Annotated in this window: 11 protein-coding genes; 8 read left to right on the forward strand and 3 right to left on the reverse strand. The window is 70.6% G+C overall.

Features of this window, described 5'->3' with window-relative positions; all coding sequences use genetic code 11:
* The first annotated feature begins 115 nt into the window (after positions 1–115).
* Genes AB0L53_RS38065 through AB0L53_RS38080 form a run of 4 tightly spaced genes read left to right on the forward strand, consistent with a single transcriptional unit; the run spans position 116 to position 5,684 of the window.
* The gene (locus tag AB0L53_RS38065) at positions 116–1,255 is read left to right on the forward strand and encodes a siderophore biosynthesis protein (protein WP_364004841.1); all 1,140 of its coding nucleotides are present in this window, start codon (positions 116–118) and stop codon (positions 1,253–1,255) included.
* Positions 1,252–2,868 carry an IucA/IucC family protein gene (locus AB0L53_RS38070; RefSeq protein WP_364004844.1) on the forward strand — a complete coding sequence of 539 codons (1,617 nt, stop codon included), beginning with the start codon at positions 1,252–1,254 and terminating at the stop codon, positions 2,866–2,868. The genes AB0L53_RS38065 and AB0L53_RS38070 overlap by 4 nt, the downstream gene beginning before the upstream one ends.
* A complete protein-coding gene (locus AB0L53_RS38075; protein WP_364004847.1) occupies positions 2,869–4,578 on the forward strand; it encodes an IucA/IucC family protein in 1,710 nt (569 codons plus the stop codon).
* Positions 4,575–5,684: a type III PLP-dependent enzyme gene (locus AB0L53_RS38080; RefSeq protein WP_364004850.1), complete on the forward strand. Its 1,110-nt coding sequence runs from the start codon at positions 4,575–4,577 to the stop codon at positions 5,682–5,684. The genes AB0L53_RS38075 and AB0L53_RS38080 overlap by 4 nt, the downstream gene beginning before the upstream one ends.
* A gap of 154 nt (positions 5,685–5,838) precedes the next feature.
* Here the strand turns inward: AB0L53_RS38080 and AB0L53_RS38085 are convergent, their stop codons facing one another.
* Together AB0L53_RS38085 and AB0L53_RS38090 are read right to left on the reverse strand one after the other, a co-directional pair.
* Entirely contained in the window at positions 5,839–9,093 is a 3,255-nt protein-coding gene (locus AB0L53_RS38085; RefSeq protein WP_364004853.1) for an ATP-dependent DNA helicase, read from the reverse strand.
* Positions 9,087–12,356 carry an ATP-dependent DNA helicase gene (locus tag AB0L53_RS38090; RefSeq protein ID WP_364004856.1) on the reverse strand — a complete coding sequence of 1,090 codons (3,270 nt, stop codon included), beginning with the start codon at positions 12,354–12,356 and terminating at the stop codon, positions 9,087–9,089. The genes AB0L53_RS38085 and AB0L53_RS38090 overlap by 7 nt, the downstream gene beginning before the upstream one ends.
* A 216-nt stretch (positions 12,357–12,572) precedes the next feature.
* Here AB0L53_RS38090 and AB0L53_RS38095 point away from each other — a divergent pair, with 216 nt between their 5' ends.
* The 4 genes from AB0L53_RS38095 (at position 12,573) to AB0L53_RS38110 (ending at position 16,699) form a co-directional block, all read left to right on the forward strand.
* Positions 12,573–13,235, forward strand: coding sequence for a class I SAM-dependent methyltransferase (locus AB0L53_RS38095; RefSeq protein WP_364004859.1), 663 nt, complete (start codon positions 12,573–12,575; stop codon positions 13,233–13,235).
* A 180-nt stretch (positions 13,236–13,415) separates the two neighbouring features.
* A complete protein-coding gene (locus AB0L53_RS38100; protein ID WP_364004862.1) occupies positions 13,416–14,513 on the forward strand; it encodes an XRE family transcriptional regulator in 1,098 nt (365 codons plus the stop codon).
* Positions 14,510–14,887, forward strand: a complete 378-nt coding sequence (locus AB0L53_RS38105) for a hypothetical protein (RefSeq protein ID WP_364004865.1) — start codon at positions 14,510–14,512, stop codon at positions 14,885–14,887. Before AB0L53_RS38100 ends, AB0L53_RS38105 begins: the two co-directional genes overlap by 4 nt.
* Before the next feature lie 114 nt (positions 14,888–15,001).
* Positions 15,002–16,699 (forward strand): transposase, encoded by a 1,698-nt coding sequence (locus AB0L53_RS38110; protein ID WP_364004868.1) that lies wholly within the window; start codon positions 15,002–15,004, stop codon positions 16,697–16,699.
* Positions 16,700–17,155: 456 nt separating this feature from the next.
* Here the strand turns inward: AB0L53_RS38110 and AB0L53_RS38115 are convergent, their stop codons facing one another.
* Positions 17,156–20,008: a CDP-glycerol glycerophosphotransferase family protein gene (locus AB0L53_RS38115; RefSeq protein WP_364004871.1), complete on the reverse strand. Its 2,853-nt coding sequence runs from the start codon at positions 20,006–20,008 to the stop codon at positions 17,156–17,158.
* Positions 20,009–20,020 lie beyond the last annotated feature (12 nt).

Consider the following 20,020-nt stretch of genomic DNA (forward strand, 5'->3'; position numbering starts at 1 on the left):
CCATGTCATCCTATGACCGCCACCGAATGTGGGGTCTTGTATCCGGGATGATCTCCCAACGGCTAGGATCAGCGAGTTAGGTTAGGCTTACCTGATTCTCCGGGGGTATCTCGCGTTGCGGCTCTACCTGACCGCGCTCAAACCCACCGATTCGGTGACCGATGGGTTCCTGCCCGCCGCCGAGGCTCTGGGCTGTCGTGTGACGATTCTCACTGACCAGCCGGAGCGGCATCCCGGTGCCATCGCGTGCGACGTACGGGATCCGCGGGCCGTGATCGACGCGATCGAGCAGCTCGGCCGGCCGGACGCGATCTTCTCCAACTCCGACCACCTACAGGCGGAGACCGCGCTGGCGGCGGCCTACTTCGGGCTGCCCGGCAAGGACTGGCGGGCCTGCCTGGCAGCCAAGAACAAGTTCCTGATGCGCCGCCGGCTCGCCGAGGCGGGGGTCGAGCGGGTCTCGTCCGTACGACTGGCGCCCGGCGACCCCGTGCCCGACGACCTGCCGTACCCGCTGGTCGTCAAGCCGCGCGAGGGGGTCGCGAGCGAGGACGTGCTGCTGGTCGAGCGGGACCTGGCCGGAGCGGTGGCGAAGGTCAGGCAGCGGCGGCCTGGCGAGGCGCTGGTCGTGGAGGAATACCTGGAGGGGCCGCTGCGCACGCTGGAGACCCTCGGGGACGCCGAGAGGGTACGGGTGCTCGGCGGATTCCGTACGACGCTCGGGCCGTTGCCGCACTTCATCGAGGAGCGGCTGGACTGGACGCCGCCCGATGGAGCGCGCGAGCACGTTCTGGGGGCGTTGGCGGCGCTCGGGGTGGGGTTCGGCGCCTGCCACACCGAATACATCGTCACCCCGGCCGGGCCGCGCATCGTCGAGGTGAACTATCGGGTGATCGGCGACCATTGCGACTTTTTGCTGGCCGACGTGCTCGGGGTGCCGGTGTTCGAGTGGATCCTGCGGGTACACCTGGGTGAGGCCGTGCCTGCCGTGCCGGATACGTCCAGGTACGGCAGCGCGGTCAGCCTGGTCGCCGACCGGTCGGGGACGATCACGGCGGCGCCGGGGGCGGCGGAGCTGGTCTCCCAAGGCGTACGACTGTGGCACCGGCCGCTTCGGACCGTGGGTGACGTCGTCGAGCAGACCCATACGAACCGCGACTATCTCGGCGTCCTCCGGGCCGTCGGTCCGGACCGGGCGCGGGTGGACGCGGCCATCGAGGACTTTCGGGCGGCCAAGCCATGGATCGTGGGATGAGCTCGCGCGAGGCCGCGGATCGTGAGAGGCGTACGCGGGAGGCCGCGAGCCGTGGGATGAGCTCGCGCGAGGCGTATTTGGCCAGGCGGGTGCTGGACGCGCTGCTGCGCGAGGACTACGGCGGGCTGTCGGCGCGGGTGGCCAGGAGCCGTGACGGCGTGGAGCTGGAGCTGGCCGGCGGGCGCCGGGTACGGCTGGTGCCCGGGATGCTGTTCCAGGACTTCGTGGTCGGTCCCGACGAGCGGCTGGGGCTGGCGGAGGTGCTCGGCACGCTGGCCGAGGTGGCCGATCCGGCCGACGCGCCGGGGGTGGCGGCGTTCGCCGAGGAGTGCGCGCAGGCGCTGGCGGCGCTGGAGCTGCACGACGTACACAGGGCCGAGGTGCTCGCCCGGCGGCCGTCCTACGAGTCGCTGGCGGCGTTCGTCGACCATCCGGTTTATCCGACCTCCCGGGCGCGGCTGGGCGTGCCCGCCGCCGCGCTGCCCGCGTACGCGCCCGAGTTCGCGCCGTCGTTCGAGCTGCGCTGGGCGGCCGTGCCGCGCCGCCTGCTGACGCCGGGCTCCACCACCGTGCGGACGCCGTTTCAGGCCGGTCCGCACACGACCCACGAGGCGTCGTTTCAGGCCGGTCCGCACACGATCCGCGAGGCACGTCCGCACGCGATCCACGAGGTGCGGGCCGACGAGGTGCTGTTTCCCGTTCATCCGCTCACCGTCGACGAGGTACGGAAGATCGACGGGGTGCGGCTGCTCGGCGAGCCGTGGCTGACCGTGCGGCCCACGCTGTCGATGCGGACCGTGGAGCTCGACGAGCGCACCCACCTCAAGCTGCCCCTGCCCACCAGCACCCTCGGAGCGCGCAACCGGCGGTCGATCAAGCCCGGCACCCTGCACGACGGCGCCAAGGCCGAGCTGCTGCTGCGGCGCCTGGCCGACCCTGACGTGCTGGTCGCCGACGAACAGACCTACGCGCACGCCGGGCACGAGTATCTCGCCTGGATGGTGCGCAGGCTGCCGGAAGGGCGGATGGTGCCCGTCGCCGCGCTCAACGCTCCTGGCGTGCTCCAGGAGGTGGGCGACGTACTGCCCGGCTATCTGCGCCTCCTGCTGCGGTGGAACGTACGGCTGTTCGTACGCTACGGCGTCGCGCTGGAGGCCCATCAGCAGAACCTGTCGCTGGTGTTCCAGGACGGGCGGATGAAGCTGCTGGTCAAGGACAATGACGGGCTGCTGGCGTCCCCTTCGAGGCTCGCCGCGGCGGGTGTCGAGGTGCCCGCGTTCGCCGACGAACGGATGCTCACGGACGACCCGCACGCTCTGGCCGACGTGTTCGTGACCATCACGCTGCACCTGGCGGCGGCGGCCGTCGTGTTCGGGGCGCTGCCGCCCGACCGGGCCGCCGCCCTGCTGCGCGACACGCTGACCGAGGCGCTCGACGAGTACGGCGACGACCCCATGGCCCGGCTGCTGCGCGCCAGGACGCTCGACGCGGCCAGGCTCACCGGCAAGTCGATGATCACCGCGGGGACTCTCGTGGCCAAGGAACGCTCCGGGGCGCGGGACATCAACAAGTTCTACGGCACCAGCGGGCCCAACTATCTGAGGAGAGCTTGAATGCACGGTCTGGTCCTCGACTCGCCCGCCAACCAGGTCTCGGCGGTTCCGCCGACCTCACCGACCGCACCGGCCTCATCACCGGCCTCGCTGGCGGAGGAGGCGACGCTGGGCGCCCTGCTGCGGTGCTGTGTGCGGGAGGTGGCCGGGCCGCGCGGCCTGGTCTGGCCCGCGCCGCCATACCTGCTGCTGAGGGTCGGGGGCACGCTGCTGCGGGTCCGAACGTACGGCGGAGCGGCGTTGCGCTTCGACGGCCGGCCTGAGCGCCTGGATCGTGGTGCCTGGCGGCCTCTTACGACCGACGAGCTGGTACGGCTGGCGGAGGCCGACCTGACCGGGCAGGCGGCGCCGGATTTCGATGGCCCGGACTTCACCAGCCCGGACTTCGATGGCCCGGCAACCAATGGGCTGGCATCCAATGGGTCGGCAGTCAATGGGTCGGCCGCCAATGGGTCGGCCGCCAACGGTGAGTTCGCCGGGCAGGTGGCCGCGAGCCGCGACGCGGTCGCCGCGATCCTGGCGGCCAGGGCCGAGGCCGTGGCGCCCGCCGATCCGTGGCTGGCCTCCGAGCAGGCGCTGGTCTACGGGCACCGGTTCCACCCGAGCCCCAAGTCGCGAGGTGGCGCCGACTGGCTGCGGTTCGCGCCCGAGGCGCACGCCGAGTTCCCCGTACGGCTGCTCGGCGTCCGCGCGGACGTGCTCGCCGAGGAAGGCGACGCCTCGGCCCTCGACCTGCTGGGCGAGGCGCCGTCCGGCTACCGGCTGCTGCCCGCTCACCCGTGGCAGCTGGACCTGCTGCGCCCCTCATACGGCACCGAGCTGATCGACCTGGGCCTCGGCCCGGTGGCCGTGCCGACCTCATCGGTGCGGACCGTCTACGCGCCCGCGGCGGAATCGTGCCTGAAGTTCAGTCTCGACGTCCGCATCACCAACTGCGTACGCAAGAACGCCTGGTACGAGCTGGCCGGAGCGGTGGAGCTGACCTCGCGCCTGACGCCGGTGTTCGAGGCGGTCTCGGCCGCGCATCCGGGCACCCGGTGGCTGCCCGAGCCGGGCTACCGCTCCGCCGCCCTCGGCACCCGCTTGCTCGAAGGGCTCGGCGTGATCGTCCGGGCCAGCCCGTGGTCCGTGTGCTCCCCCGGGGTTACTCCGGTCCTGTCCGGGGCCCTCGCGATCGAGGTACCGGCGGGCGATCCGCTCGCGTGGTGGACGTCCTATGTCTCGGTGGTGGCGCCGCCGGTGCTGGAGCTGTACTTCACGCACGGGGTGATCCTCGAACCGCACCTGCAGAACGTCCTCGTCGGCCTGGACCCCTCAGGGCTGCCCGTCGAGGCGGTCTTCCGCGACCTGGAGGGCACCAAGCTGGTCACCGGCCGTCACTCGCTCGACGGCGTACCCGCGAAGGTGGCCGAGGCCCTGAGCTACGACGCCGAGCGCGGCTGGGCCCGCGTCGTCTACTGCCTGCTGGTCAACCATCTCACCGAGATCGCCGCCACGCTGGCGGGCGATGACGACGAGCTGCTGCGCGAGCTGTGGCGGATCGCCCGGGACGTGCTCGCCCGCCACGCCGGGGCGCTCGGCTGGCCGCTCCCGCTGTCCGATCTGCTGGCCGGCGCGCCGCTCCCGGCCAAGGCGAACCTGACGGTCCGCTGGTCCAGGGCCGCCGACCGGACCGCCGGATACGTCCCGATCGCGAACCCGCTCGCATGATCACGACGAGAGTCCGCGAAGCCGCCCTGCGGCTCCGTGACGCGCCCGCCTACCTCTACGACCTGCCCGCGCTGCACGACCACGCCTCGGCGGTACGGCAGGCGCTGCCCGGTGTCGAGCTGTACTACGCCGTCAAGGCCAATCCCGACACCGAGCTGCTCAAGACGCTGGCCGAGCACGTGGACGGCTTCGAGGTGTCGTCCGGCGGCGAACACGCCCACGTGTCGGCCCTCTTCCCCGGCAAACCCGGCCTCCCCGGCCCGCCTGGCACGACCGGCAAGCCGCTGGCCCTCGGCGGCCCCGGCAAGACCGACGCCGAGCTGCGCCTGCCCTGCCATCGCCTGCACGTCGAGTCGCCCAACGAGCTGCGCCGCCTGCTCGCCACCGGCCGCGAGGCCGATGTCCTGCTCCGGCTCAACCCGGACCTGCCGGTCGAGGGCGCGGCGCTGACGATGAGCGGGCCGTTCGGCATGGACGAGGCGGGTGTACGCGAGTGCCTGCCGCTCTTCACCGACCGCGTACGGCTGCGCGGCCTGCACAGCCACCTGGCCAGCGGCCTCGACGCGCCGGGTCTCCTGCGGCTGGCCGAGACGTTGCTGGACACCGAGTACGACGAGGTCAACCTGGGCGGCGGCATGGCGGTCTCCTACGCCGCGCCGGAGTCCCGGTTCGACTGGGCGGCCTACGGCGCCGGGCTGGCGGCGCTGCGCCGGGCCGGGCAGCGGGTGCGGATCGAGCCGGGGCGGGCGCTGACCGCGTACTGCGGCTATTACGTCACCAAGGTCGTGGACGTGAAGCGGGTACGCGGTGAGGCGTACGCGATCGTGCTGGGCGGCACGCACCACCTGCGTACGCCGGTCACCAAGGGGCACGACCAGCCCTTCACGGTGCTGCCCACAGGCGACGGCCCTGCTCTGACGGACGAGGCGGTGACCGTGGTCGGCCAGCTGTGCACCCCGAAAGACGTCTTCGCCCGAAAAATCGGAACTTCGTGGCGGGTGGGGGACACGGTGGTGTTCGAAATGGCCGGGGCGTATGCCTGGAACATCTCCCACCACGACTTCCTGATGCACCCCAAGCCGGGCTTCCACTACCTGCGGGACTAGGCCCGTCACACGACGGTCTCGATCACTGTGACGGTCCGTGGTGGCGGGGGTCCTTCTGGAGATACCCCCTTCGGGGGAGGCAGCAGCAGACGGCCCGTCGTAGCCGGGGCCCTTAGGAAGGGACCCCCTCCGAGCGAGCGGAAGATGCCGGGCCCTAGGAGACGGGAACCGCCTCTATGAGCGCGACCAGGCCGTCGGCATCAAGCAGGTTCACCGGGCGGACGGTTTGGTTCATCCGGACATAGTGGAAAGCCGCCCCCACCCGCTCCAGCGGCACCGCCGCCAGGTGCGACCAGGCCAGCCGGTAGGCGGCCAGCTGCACCGAGGCGGCGCGGGCGGCCTTGCCGCGCGGCGGCGCGCCGGTCTTCCAGTCGACGACCTCATAACGGCCGTCGGGCAGCTCGAAGACGGCGTCCATCCGGCCGCGCACCAGCCGGTCGGCGATCATGGTCTCGAACGGTACCTCCAGGTCGAGCGGCCGGCGCCCGGCCCATTCGCTCTCCTCGAAGCGTTCCTGCAGCTCCGCCAACCGTACGTCGGCCTCTTCCGGCTCGTCCACCAGGTCCAGGTCGAAGTCGTCGAGCAGGCGCTGCTGGTCCCAGCGCGACTCCAGCCACTTGTGGAACGACGTGCCGCGACGGGCCAGCGGCGCGGGCTTGACCGGGACGGGACGGCGGATCCTGCGGGCCAGCTCGCGGGCGTCCTCCGCCAGCGTGACCAGCGACGACACGGTCAGCTTCGAGGGCAGCTCGACGGTGGTGGAGCCGCGCCGCCGGTGCAGCTCGCGCTCGCGCAGCAGCAGGTCGGTGTCGCGTTCCCAGGCGCGGACGCGTTCCTCCTCGAAGGCGCGCAGCGGCTCGTCCTCGGCGGGGGGGAGCGTGCCCGTCAGCGCGTCCTCGACCAGCCGCGCCCCGTCCAGCACCGACTCATAGCGCAGGCCCTCCGGCGTGACCGGCCACACGGCCTCGGCGGGCTCGGCCAGCAGCGGGTTGGTCGTGCCGGCGGCGAGCTCCGGCGCCCAGAACGCGACCCGGTCGCTGGTGTCGCGGATCTCCAGCAGGAAGTCCGACGGCTCCAGCGGCTTGGAGGCGCTCCCCCAGCGGTAGCCGGAGGCGATCAGGTGGTAATGGGCCCGGGTGACGGCCACGTACGCCAGCCGCCGTTCCTCCATCAGGTCCCGGTCACGGCAGCCCTCGTCGAACGCGGCCAGCTCCTCCTTGGTGAGCCCCGTCAGGCGCGGCAGGTCGGCGACGTCGCCACGGAGCGGGTAGGGGAGCTTGCGTGGGTTGTCGGTCCAGCGGCTGTTCATGACCGGCGTCGCGGGGAACATGCTGCCGGTCGCGATCGTGCCCTTCGAACTGACCAGCTGCGACAGTCCGGGCACGACCACGATCGGCCACTCCAGGCCCTTGGAGGCGTGCACGGTCATCAGCTTGACGCTGTTGCTCTCGCCGACCCGCCCGGCCTCGAGCCCGAACTCCTCAGTCTCGGCCGCCTGCAGATAGGCCAGGAACGCGCCGAGCGTCGGATCCTCCGCGTCCCCGGCGAATCTGGCAGCCGCGTCCTGGAAGGCGTCGAGGTCGGCCCTGGCGGCGAAGGCGCTGACCGTGCCGCCCCGGGCCGCCACCTCTATGTCGAGGCCCAGCCGCCGCTCCACCTCCGTGATCAGGTCGGGGAGCGGCTGGGCGGTGTGCGCCCTGAGCTGCCGCAGCTCCTGCGCCAGCGCGACAAGCCGGGTCCTGGCCAGCGGCGAGAACGCCTCCAGCCACGCCTCCCTGTCGGGCAGCTCGTCGAGCGCGTCGATCAGGCTGCCGCGCTCCTCCGCCAGGTCGGCGACGACCTGGTCCAGTGGGTCCTGCTCATGGCGCGTCTCGCGGGCCTCGCGGGTCAGCTCCCTGGCGTACTCGCCCAGCACCCGCATGTCGGCGGGCCCGACCCGCCAGCGCGGTCCGGCCAGCAGGCGGGCCAGGGCGTCACCGGCGGTCGGGTCGTACAGGACTCTGAGCGTGGCGACGATGTCGTTGACCTCGGGCACGGTCAGCAGCCCGCCGAGACCGACCACTTCGACCGGGATGTCGCGCTCTTCGAGCGCTCTGCGCAGCGCGGGGAACTGCGACCGCTTACGCGCGAGGATCGCCACATCCTGGGGTTGTACGGCGAGCGTCTTCTTGCGTTCCTTCTCGCCCCAGGGCAGGCCGTCGGGCGCGAACTCCTGGCCGAGGATCTTGTAGATGCCGTCGGCGATCCACTTCGCCTCGTCCTCCGCGGTCTCATGGAAGGCACAGGTGACGCGCCCCCGGTCGACGCGGTTGGCGCCGGGGACGAGGACCGGCACCTCACGGGCCTCCATGCGCAGCGGCAGCTGGACGCGAGCGGCGACGTCGAGGACCCGGTCGCCGTTGCGGAAGCTGACGCTGAGCTGGCGTACCGGGGCCAGGTCGCCGGTGCTCGTCCTGAAATCCTGGGCGAAGCGCCGCAGGTTGCCCGCCGAGGCGCCGCGCCAGCCGTAGATGGACTGGCAGGGATCGCCCACCGCGGTGACCGGGTGGCCGTTGCCGTACAGGGATCGCAGCAGTACGAGCTGGGCGTGGCTGGTGTCCTGGTATTCGTCGAGCAGCACCACGGAGAAGCGGGACCGCTCGATCTCGCCCACCTCCCGGTGGCCGGCGGCGATCCTGGCGGCCAGCGACATCTGGTCGCCGTAGTCGATGACCTCCCGGCCGCGCTTGAGCCGCTCGTACCGCTCGACCAAGGGCAGGAGCTGCTTCCGCGCGGCCTGGACGTTGATCGGCTTGCGCTGGGCCACGGTCGTCCGGCCGGTCAGCGCGGCGTACCTCTCATCGAGCCAGTCGCCGATCCGCCGCACGTCGGAGGCGGTGCGCAGGTGCTCGGACAGCTCGCCGGCCAGCTCCAGGACGGCGGCCGTGACGGACGGCGGGCCGAGCTCGATCTTGTCCATCGGCCCGTCGTACATCGCCACCACCCTGGACGCCAGCTGCCACGAGACGGCGGGCGTGACCAGGCGCATGGTGGGTTCGAGGGCCTCGCGCAGGGCGTGGTCGGTGACCAGGCGGGCGGCGTAGGCATGGTAGGTGGAGACGGTCGGCTCGTTGTCGAGCAGGCCCGGCTCGACCAGGCCGGCCTCGGCCAGGCCGTTGAGCCGTTCCCGGACGCGGATGGCCAGCTCGGCGGCGGCCTTGCGGGTGAAGGTCAGGCCGAGCACGTTCTCGGGCTTGACCAGGCCGTTGGCCACCAGCCAGACGACACGCCCGGCCATGGTCTCGCTCTTGCCCGAGCCCGCTCCGGCCATGACGACCATGGGTTCGAGCGGGGCCTCGATGACGCGGGACTGTTCGGAGGTGGGGGGCAGGATGCCGAGCTTCTCGGCCAGCTCGACCGGGTTCAGCACACCTGTCCCCCGTTGTCGTTGACGGGGCAGCTGGACCTGGCCGCGCAGGTGCGGCAGCCGTCGTTGACCTTGGCCTGGAAGAACGGGCCCGACATGCCGATCGCCACGGTGTCGACCAGGTCCTTGGCCCAGCCGGGGTTCTTGTCGTCGGCCAGCGCGCCCTGCGTCTGCTCCAGCGCGTCGTTCTTGCCCGCCGCCTTGCCGACCTGGACCAGCGCGGCGCCACCCGGCTCGGTCATGCCGTGCCGGGCGAACGCGCCCAGAAGCGCGGCCAGCTGGTAGACGCCCAGCTGGGGGTGGCGGTCGAGCTCGCCCGCCTTGGGCTTCGCGCTGCCGGTCTTGAGGTCGATGATCACCGCGCGGTTCTCCGAGTCACGCTCGACGCGGTCCACGCGGCCCTTGATCTGCACGCCGTCGGAGACCGTGGCGGTGAACGCCTCTTCGAGGGCGACGAGCTCGCGTGGGTTCTCCTGGTGCCAGCGCCAGAACTTGGTGATCATCTGCTCGGCCACCTGGCGCTGCTTGCGGTTGAACCAGACGCCGCCGAAGTCCAGCTCGTTCCAGATCTCGTCCAGGCGTTTGCCGAGCAGGTCCTCGCTGGGCAGGTCGGTGGCGGCGAGCACGGCCAGCGCGTGGATGACGGTGCCGAGGCCCTGGGCCGAGCTGGTGCCGGCGGCGCCGACGGCCGTCTCCAGCAGCCATCTCAGGCCGCACTTGGTGAAGCTCTCGACCGCCGAGGGCGAGATCCTGACGATGTCGTCGGGCCAGCTCAGGGGGCGGTCGTCGGTCATGGAGGTGAGGGCGTACCAGTCGTTGGGGTGTGCGCCCTGGACTCCGGCCGCGGCCAGGCGAGCGAGCTGGGTGGCGGCCTTGTGCCGGATTTTTCCCGATTTAGTGGGATCGGTCACTGCGCTGCGGAGGTCCGCCACGAGCGCGGACATGTTCAGCCACCGTGCCCGGTCGTCCACCGTGGCGGCCTCGACGGCCCCCGGCATGAGCTCGCTGAGGAACCTCGAGGGCCGCTCGTCGGTGTCCTCCCCGCCGACGGCCGTGACGACCAGCCTGCGCCGGGCACGGGTGACGGCCACGTAGAACAGCCGCCGCTCCTCGGCCAGCAGCTTGGAGGCCAGCGACGCCGCGTTGGGCTTGCCGCCCTCGACCAGCTCGACGAGATCCTCCACGCCCAGCAGCGTGCCGCGCAGCCGCAGATCGGGCCAGACGCCCTCCTGCACACCCGCGACCACCACCACGTCCCACTCCAGCCCCTTGGACCGGTGGGCGGTCAGCACCCGCACGGCGTCACCGTCGGGCGCCCGCTCGGCCAGCGTGTCACCCGGGATCTCCTGGGAGGCCAGATCGTCCAGGAACACCTCGGGGCCCGCCTTGGGCATCCTGTCCACGAACCTGGCGGCGTGGTCGAACAGGGCGACCACGGCGTCGAGATCCCGGTCGGCCTGCGCCCCTCTGGCGCCGCCCGACAGGCTGAGCTCGGTCCACCTCTCGGCCAGGCCGCTCTCGTGCCAGACGGCCCACAGGACCTCCTCGGCGCCGGCGTGGTCGCGCACGGCCTGACGGGCGGCGGCGAGCAGCTTGGCTACGCGTTCGGCGGGGAGGGCTACGTGGGGCTCGATCCGGGTCAGCTCCCGCGCGTCCTTGACGGCCGCGACCAGCAACTCTCCAGAGGTACGCGCTTGCGTGACCTCTTTCGCGGGCTCGCTCTCGGACTCGGCACCCGCCGCCTCGTTGTTGTCGGGCGTGGCGGCCAGCGCCTGGTTGTTGTCGGACGTGGCGGCCAGCGCCTCGTTCTCGGCGATCTTCAGTGCCCGACGCAGTCGCCGTACGCCGATCATGTCGGTGCCGCCGAGCGGCCCGGTCAGCAGTTCCTCGGCCACGCCCTCGTCGAGCTCGCCCGCGTCGAGGGCGATCCTGAGCATCGTCAGCAGCGGGCGTACACCGGGCTCCTGCGCGATCGGCACCTCGTCACCGGCAACCATCGTCGGCACGCCCGCGCTGACCAGCGCGCGCCGCAGCAACGGCACCTGACGGGCCGCCGACCGGACGAGCACCGCCATCCGATGCCACGGCACGCCGTCGATCAGGTGGGCCCGCCTGAGCGTGTCGGCGACGACGGCCGCCTCCTGGCTGGTGCTGTCGGCCAGCAGCACGCGTACGTCGCCGTCCTCCATCTCGGGCAGCGACAACAACTCGCGATGCCCGTGGGGACGTCCGGCGGCCATGGCATCCGGCATCGGCGCCGCGGGCAGCCGATCGGCCACCCGCCTGGACGCCGCCAGCAGCTCGGCGCCGCTCCGGCGGCACATCCGCAGCGCCACCACCGGCGCGTCCCGCCCGTCACGGGCCGGGAACCGCTGCGGGAACCCCAGGATCCCCCGCACATCGGCCCCCCGGAACCCGTAGATCGACTGGTCCGGATCGCCCACCGCGATCAGGTCACGCCCGTCACCGGCCAGCTGCCGCAGCAGGAACTCCTGCGCCGGGTCGGTGTCCTGGTATTCGTCCACGAAGACCACGTCGTGCGCCGCCCGCTCCCTGCGGCGCACCTCCGGGTCGGCGAGCACGCCCGCCGCCGCCCTGATCAGCTCGGCGTAGTCGAGCGACGGTTCGGGATCGAGGTCGAACCGCACTTCGTACCGCTCAAGGAACCGGCCGGCCGCCACCCAGTCCGGCCTGCCGTACTGCCTGCCGAGCTCCTGCAGCCGTGGGCCGCCGAGCCCGCGCTCGCCCGCGCGCGACAGGAAGTCGCGCAGCTCCTCCGCGAACCCGCGCGTCTTGAGCGGCTCGCGCAACGCGACCGGCCACTCGCGCGCGCCGTCCTCCAGCTCGCCGTGCAGCAGCCGCCGGATCTCCAGCAGTTGCTCGGGCCCGGTGAGCAGCCGCGGGGGCGTCTCACCCGCCAGCACCGCCTCCCGCCGCAGCAGCGCGTAGGCGTAACTGTGGAATGTGAGCGCCAGCGGCGTCCTGGTCGTGCGGCGCAACCGCCCGGTGACCCGTTCACGCAGCTCACCGGCCGCTTTGCGGCTATATGTCAGGATGAGGACGCGTTCGGGATCCACCCCGCGCCGCTCGATCCGGTCGACCACGCTCTCGACGATCGTCGTGGTCTTGCCGGTGCCGGGACCGGCAAGCACGAGCAGCGGCCCGCTCCGGTGCTGAACCACGGCACGCTGGTGCTCATCGAGCACAGGGGCCGCAACAGGTCCCCCGCTCCCACGCCGCACCAACCGCCAGGTCTGAGCACTCACAACACTAGATTCCACCAGACCACAGGGGTAGATCGTGCCGAGTTGACCTCTCTACCACGCGATCGGCCAACGCTACCGGCGTAAATGTCACCGCACCCATCGACACGCCGCACCGACCCGATGCCGACTTTCGCGACATATCTTGACTTGCTTCCAATGCGATATATCGTGACTTGTACCACAACGGCAGTGCCCGGCAGAGAGGAACGACAGGCCATGACCAGAACCGACAAGGGCTACAAGGGCATCGGCATGGAAGGCACGATCGCCCGCTGGTACGCGAAGAACACCGGCAAGGACCGGACGAGGTTCGCGGAGCAGGCCCAATTGGTGCTGGAGTACGCCCCGGCCGGCGGCGACATCCTGGAGGTGGCCCCCGGCCCTGGCTACCTCGCCATCAAACTTGCCCGAACCGGCAACTACCAGGTCACCGGCCTCGACGTCAGCACCTCCTTCGTCCAGATCGCCCGCCAGAAGGCCGCCGAGGCAGGCGTCCAGGTCGACTTCCGCCACGGAAACGCCGCGGCCATGCCGTTCGACGACGAGAGCTTCGACTTCATCGCCTGCTGCGCCGCCTTCAAGAACTTCTCCGACCCGGTCGGCGCCTTACGCGAGATGCACCGCGTCCTACGCCCCGGCGGCTCCGTCTACATCAACGATCTGCGCCGCGACGTCTCCAAGAAGGCGGTCGACGAGGACGTCGCCCGCATGGGCGTCGGCCCGGTCAACGCCGCCATCATCCGCTACGTGCTCCGCTCGGTCCTTCCCCGGCGGGCGTACGACAAGAAGCAGTTCACGGCCATCGTCGCCCACACGAACTTCCAGACGTTCAACATCAAGGAGACGCCCTTGTCTCTTCTTGTCGAACTGCGCAAGTAGCTCTCGATCCGGGGCCAGCCCCCCCGGCAGCTGGAGACCTCCACCCCATAGCGCATAGCGCCCCAGAGCCGCGCGATCTGCACATATGCCAGATCCGGACAATGCGCTCTTGAGATAACGATTACCCCTACGTCTCCAAACGATCTGCTGAGCGATGGCCGTGCGTGCGATTATCGCACTATGAAGGATGGCGGACAGTGGACAGGCGTGGGTGACCGCGTCCGCGAATGCCGGCTCGCGGCTGACATGTCCCAGGAGCAGATCGCTTCGGCCATGAATCTCGACCGCACAATGATCGCCAAGATCGAGACAGGCGTTCGTCGGATCGACGCGCTAGAACTGGCCAAGCTTTCGGCCATCCTCAAGGTCCCGTTGAGCTACTTTCTCAGCTCTCCCCCAACGGTCGTATCCCGTCGCACGGAGTTGGCCGACGACACTGTGACCGACGCCACCCGACAGTCCTACCGGTTGGAGATCGCCCTATCCACTTGGCTGTCCGACGTCCAACAGCTCATAGAACTCGGAGAATTGGCCGCTCCACGCATCGAGCGATATCCCGAGACCGTGGAGGACACTCTGGGCGCGCGTTCTGCGGCCTCGTGGGCACGCGGGCGGCTCAACCTCGGGCTTGATCCCATCGACTCGATGATGGCCGTATGCGAGCGACTCGGACAGCTGGTGGCCATAGTCGAGACGCCCGGTGACGGAGCCTCCTTGGTCGAAGACGATATCGCCGTGGCGGTCGTCAGCAGCAACGGCGATCCGGGGCGCCGCCGCGCGACGGCGGCCCACGAACTCGGGCATCTGATAATCGGCGACGAATATTCCTCGGACATCGGTGTCCACAGCTCGCGCGCCGAAAGGGAGTCGATCATAGATTCCTTCTCCGCGGAATTACTGCTGCCGATCGACGCGTTCACCGAGCGCCTCCCCGCCGGGCCGACCACGAAGCGGGATGTGTTGATCACCTTCGCCGCGAAGTACCACACATCGTGGTCGTTGACCCTTCGTCAGGCGACCGAGGCCGGCCTCATCGACAGGGACACCGCCAAGACACTGCGTCAACGCAATCCGACGCGAGCGGAGCTGATGGAAGCAGTCGATTGGGCTCCACAGCCGGACCTCGAGGCGGTTCTCGTGCCGCCGCGCTACGCGCACGCCGTACTGCAGTCGTTCAAGAACGGGCTCATCACGACATCCCGCGCGGTTGAGATGATGCGCGGCCAGGTCTCGGCGGCCGACCTTCCTGCCCGCGATTACCCGGACCTGGAGCCATGAACGGCGACGAGCCCGATCCCCCTTTGGTGTTCGACGCAACCTGTCTCAGCCATTTCTGCCGCGCCGAACGTTTCGATGTGCTGCGAGATCTACTGCTGGGCTCCACCTGTCTCACGACTCATGTGGCGCGCGAAGAGATACGACAGGGCATGGGGAATTCCAGGCGGACACGCGTTTGCACGCGTTTGCACGCCTCGGCGCGACCCTGGACGGCAGGGTATGAACCGTTCTTCATATTCGCTATGAAAACCTGGGATTCTGCTCTGGGCTCGTCGTTCGTGCTGTGCCGGTGGAACGTGATCGGCGGGATGGATCGGTATCCGGCGGATGCGTATCGCTCACGCGTTCTACCCAAAGACGTCAACTCTTGGTAGCGTTACAGTCACATATCGTGGTGGCAGGGGTGGGCAGGGTGCAGGTTGGGCTCCAGACCGTGCGGTACACGTGTCGATGCCGCCTGGTCACCCATGACCTGATGGGGGCGGTGGGTGAGTAGGCTCACCGCGACAGCCTCCTGCACCGCCTATGCGGCGGTGGTGGAGGCGAGCGGTGAGGTCGTCGCGCAGGCGCTGCTGGTGCGGCGGGTGGCCTGGTTGACCGGTCTGGCACGCGATGTGACCGTCTGTCTGGTGGTGGCCCGGTGGAATGCGGCTGATCTGGACGCTTTGGGGTCCGGGGTGGGGCTGGACGGGCGGGTGTTGCCGTCGAAGGGCTGGATGGCGCTGCGCAGGCTCGGCTGGGGTGTGAGCCCGCCCTCGGGCGTGTACGTCGGTGATCGGGTGATGCGGTGCGCGCAGGAGCAGGCCGCCCGTCTGTTGCGGCTGGCGTTGCATCGGCGCCGTCTGGTGGCGGCGATCGTGGCCACCTGGCCGCGGAATACGGGTGCGCGTACGGGCGCCGAGTGGGAGGCGCTGCGTGCGCTGCTGCCGGACGGGGTGAGCGCGGCGGACATCCGGAACCGGACCCGGCAGGTTCGCGCGTATCGCGACGAGCATGGCGCGTTCCCGGCCGATCTGACCGAGTTGGAGGAGCCGCCGAACGTTGCGGCGCAGGTGGTGCTGGCGGCGGCCGACCGGCAACTGCTCACCCTGGAGCGCACCGGCCACCACAGTGCCCGGCTGCGGGTAAAGCTTCCCCTGGTCGAATTCCCCGCGTCCGGTCGGGACTGGGCCTGGCATGAGCTGCCGTTGGCGTTGCCGCCGACGGTGCCGGCGGAGGCGGCGTTGTGCGCTCCCACGGTGCGGGTGGTCAAGGGGCGGGTGCGGGTCGATCTGCCGTTCCAGATCCCGGTCGGCTTCGCGCCCGCTACCGGTCATCGGGTCGGGTGCGGGTTCGACTGGGGCCTCAACGGGTTGCTGGTCGGCGTGGCGGGGCGTCTGGCCGATGTGGCCGATGGCCGGGTGATGAGTGATGGGCGGCCGCTGGTCTACGATGCGAGCGGTGTGTCGGCCAAGCTGCACCGGCTGCGCGGCGAGCGTGAACACCTGGCCGCCAAGCACCGGCACCTGCAAAGGCTCCTAGCTGGGATCACGCCTGCTGATCCCCGCTACCTCGCGTTGCGTACGGCCTGCCAGCGCATCGGTGTTGAGCATGAGCGGCTGTGCGCCCGTATCCGCAACCTGAACAAGGCACTGACCTGGTCGGCGGCGCGGTGGGCGGTCGATCAGGCCAGCGCCGCGGGGGCGACGGTCATCTATGTGGAGGATCTGGCCACCCTGGAGGCGCGCGGACGCCGAGGGGGCTGGAACGCGCGACTGTCGGGGCAGGTGCGCGGGCGGATCGTCGAGGCGATCCGGCATCTGGCGGCCAAGTACGCCATCGCGGTGGTCACCGTCGCGGCGCGTGGGACCTCCCGGTACTGCCCCCGGTGCGGGGATGGCACGTCGGTGCTCCAGCATTGCCCGGCCCCGGACCGGCTCGGCGAGCGGGGCTGGAGGTGGGCTTACTGCCCGGCCTGCGGCCTGTCCTGTGACCGGGACTGGGCAGCGGCCGAGCGGATCGTCTCCCGTGGCCTGCTCGGCCAGCATGCTACCCGCACCCACCGGTCCACCGGGGCGCGCACCATCCACGCCATCGTTGATCGAGAGCGTGGTCGACTGGGCCCGGGATCGTGGTTGCGATCGCGTCTACCGAGATGCGGGCCAGTGCTCCCGTCTTCAGGCGGGATGGTGTTGACCCGCGCGTGAGTGACCTCTGAGGCGCGAACGTGCAGCGATTGGAACTGTTTGCGACGTCCCAATCACGTACGGTAAGGTTTCTGTGATCGAACTGGCAAGCGATAACCAAGCTGGCCGTGAGATCACTTCCTGGATTCATCGGTACGACGAGGCCGCCGGACGGGCGGTGACAGGACGTGGAGACTTGCCGGTAGGCGGGTCAGTGAAGCGTCAAGCGTCCCGTTCCACAGCCCGTGCTGCTTACGCGGCATGGACTGCTGCGTAAGCAGCACGGGAATCTTCGCCTCTTCAGGGCGAGGAGCACGTCAATGGAACACCCACGAGTCGAGCACCACCGCGCGGCGCCTTTTACGACAAGGCGGCCGCAAACCGGGGCTTCATCCGGTATCAAATCGACCTGCCGCGATAGAGACCGATCCTGGGTTCTCGACGGCCACCCACCCAGACGGGTGGGTGGCCAGCTGTCTACGAGAACAGGTGGTCCACGACTCGGGCGGTTGCCTTGCCGTCGTCCCTAGGGGCGAAGGTGGCGCGGAAGGCGTCGTAGCGGTCCGCGTGGGCCGCGGCCACCGAGTCGATCGAGCGTAGTGCGTCGATCACCTCCGCCGACGTCGACAGCACCGGCCCTGGGGCCTGCTCCGGGAGGTCGATGTAGAGACCGCGCTTCGATGAGTATTTCGCCAGGTCATACCCGTAGAAGACGATCGGGCGGCCGGTGGCGGCGAAGTCGAACATGACCGAGGAGTAGTCCGTGACCAGCACGTCCGTCACGAGCAGCAAATCCGCCATATCGGGATAAGTCGTGACGTCGTGGGCGATGTCGGGGACGGCGGGCATGGCTTGCATGGGGTGGGCTCTGACCAGGAGTTCGTGGTCGGCGCCCAGCGCCTCGCGGGCCTTCGCCAGGTCGAGCTTCACCATCGCGTTCTTGCGGTCATAGTCTCGCCACGTCGGCGCGTACAGCACCACGCGCTTGCCCTCGACCAGGCCCAGCCGCTCCCGGACCGCGGCCGCCAGCGAGTCGCGGTCCGGCGAGGTCAGCACGTCGTTGCGCGGCAGCCCGCTCTCCAGGATCTCCCCCTGGTAGCCGAACGCGCGCCGCAGCACCGGCGTGGCCCAGGGCGACTGCGACAGCAGCACGTCCCAGCCGCGTACCTCGGCCGCCTGCCGGTGCCAGATCGGCGGGCGGGGGTCGCGGGTCATGTGCGGCTGGTCGTTGCCGATGCGCTTGGCCGGCGTGCCGTTCCAGGTCTGCAGGACGACCTGGTCCTCGCGTGAGCGGAACCAAACCGGCAGGAACGCATTTGTCACGATAAATCGGGACCGGGCGAGCGCAGCGTGGTGCTCGCGGCTGCCGGCGCGTACCGAGGTCGTGCCCGGAGGCGGCGTGAACGCGCCGTCCTTGACGATCCAGATGTGCTCGCGGTCATCCCCCCGCCGCACCCGCTCCTCGTAGATCGCCCGGACGCTGTCGGCGTAGAGGCGGCCGTCGTTGACCACGTAGACGGTCGCATCGGTCAGCGGCTCGGTGCGCTGGGCCGGATAGAAGACCCGCCGCAGCACGTGAGTGCCCGCGACGCCCTTCTCGTCGGCCGGCCGCTCCTCTTCCACGGCCACCACCGGCACGTCGAAGCGCGTCGAGAGCATCCGGAAGGACCGCCCCTCGGACACGCGCGGCTCCTCGTCGAGGCCGGGCAGCGCCGCGTGGTCCATGCGGACGGGGACGATCTCCCCGGACGGGTGCCGGAGCGACATGTTCCAGGTGCCGGACGACAGCGGCACCACCTCGCCGAAGCGGTCCATCGACGCGGGCTCGAGGCGTACGGAGAACTGATCGCCCGTACGCTCCATCGGCATGTGGTAGGACAGTCCCGACCGGTGGCGCAGCGTCAGCACGCGCGGCCCGGCCGCGTCGGGATAGTCGCCACGCAGCACCAGCGTGAGCCCCTCCCACACCGCCGAGGTGATCACCGGGCGGATGCGGTGCGCGGAGACGAGCACGCGGTCGCGCCGGTCGCCCAGCACGGTGATCTCGCGGTCGCCGGAAGGCATCCTGGTCTCCACCAGGTCGGCGAGCATGACCGACGCGGCGGGATCGCCCTTCGGCTCGACCCAGAGCCGCCGCCCGTCCTTCTCCTGCAACAGGGCGGACACGGCCTGGCTGACCAGCACCTCGGTGCCGTTGGCCACCGGCGTGAACTCGGCGGCCATGCGGTGGCCGCCCAGCCGGGCGTGGCCCTTGGTCACCGTACGGCCGGCCAGGAAGATCTTCAGCTCCAGCCGGTCGCCCTCGACGGAGACCCCGGCGAGCTCGGCGCGGTTGGGCTGGAGCACGACCTGCAGCGCCCGATCGGAGGTCCACACCGGCCTGGCCCACCAGCCCGGCCGCAGCTTGAGCCCGGCGGGACGCTCGGTGCGACCGGGGGACGCGCCACGCAGCAGGCCCGTCGCCCGCGCGCCGCGGCTGTAGAAGACGATCTCGGCCCGCCACGTCGTGGTGTCGTGGACGGCGGGCCGGTGGCGCATCCGCCTGCGTACGGCGTGCACCAGGCCGCGTACGGCTCCACGCCAGCGCAGGGACCATGGGCTGAGGTCGGCGGTGAACCCGGACCAGTCGTAGTTGCAGCCGGGCTCGCGCGCGCCGTGCGTGGCCTCGGGGGCCAGCACCCGGCGCGTGCGCAGGCGCACCGGAGGCAGCCAGCGCGGCCCGCGCAGCACCACGGTCGCCCAGTTGAACCGGCGGCTGCGCACCGACAGGCCCGCCAGGTAGGCGAAGCCGGTGACGCGCAGCTTGCCGTTGACCCACACGATGTCGTCGATGTGGGTCACGGGCACCAGGTCGGCGCGCCGCAGCCGGTAGAGGTCGGCGGGGAGCTCCTCGCGGAAGGGCAGGTCGGCGTACCAGCGCAGACCCGCGCGGATCCGCTTGGACGGCTCGGCCGCCGCCGCCACGACCTTGGTGAGCGTGTCGCCGTCGACGAGCTCGTCGTCCGGGCGATGCTCGATGAGGTGGCAGATCAGGCGCCGCGCGACCGGCAGGTCGCGCTTGACGCCCGCGTCCACGGCCGCCAGGTAGGGGCGCAGCAACGTGATGAGCTCACGCCTGCGCGCCGCGCCACGCTTGACGGCCAAGTCCATCCGCGCGCCCAGCGGTCCGCTGAGCGCCTCGGTGTCGAACGCCGAGTCGCGGCCGCCCGGTCCGACGGCCCGCATGACCGCGTCGAGCGGCTCACCCCGGTCACAGAGATCCTGGACAGCCTTCAGGCGATCGGCGATCAGATCGCCGCCCTGACTCAGGGCTGTGACGCCGGTTGCCATCGGTAAGGCACC

Origin of the sequence: Nonomuraea sp. NPDC052129, from assembly GCF_040680095.1 — a bacterium.
Classification (GTDB): Bacteria; Actinomycetota; Actinomycetes; order Streptosporangiales; family Streptosporangiaceae; genus Nonomuraea.

Coding starts and splice junctions, on each gene's coding strand:
- AB0L53_RS38080 (WP_364004850.1), top strand. CDS start 4,575: ATGATCACGACGAGAGTCCGCGAAGCCGCCCTGCGGCTCCGTGACGCG.
- AB0L53_RS38095 (WP_364004859.1), top strand. CDS start 12,573: ATGACCAGAACCGACAAGGGCTACAAGGGCATCGGCATGGAAGGCACG.
- AB0L53_RS38070 (WP_364004844.1), top strand. CDS start 1,252: ATGAGCTCGCGCGAGGCCGCGGATCGTGAGAGGCGTACGCGGGAGGCC.
- AB0L53_RS38100 (WP_364004862.1), top strand. CDS start 13,416: ATGAAGGATGGCGGACAGTGGACAGGCGTGGGTGACCGCGTCCGCGAA.
- AB0L53_RS38115 (WP_364004871.1), bottom strand. CDS start 20,008: ATGGCAACCGGCGTCACAGCCCTGAGTCAGGGCGGCGATCTGATCGCC.
- AB0L53_RS38105 (WP_364004865.1), top strand. CDS start 14,510: ATGAACGGCGACGAGCCCGATCCCCCTTTGGTGTTCGACGCAACCTGT.
- AB0L53_RS38075 (WP_364004847.1), top strand. CDS start 2,869: ATGCACGGTCTGGTCCTCGACTCGCCCGCCAACCAGGTCTCGGCGGTT.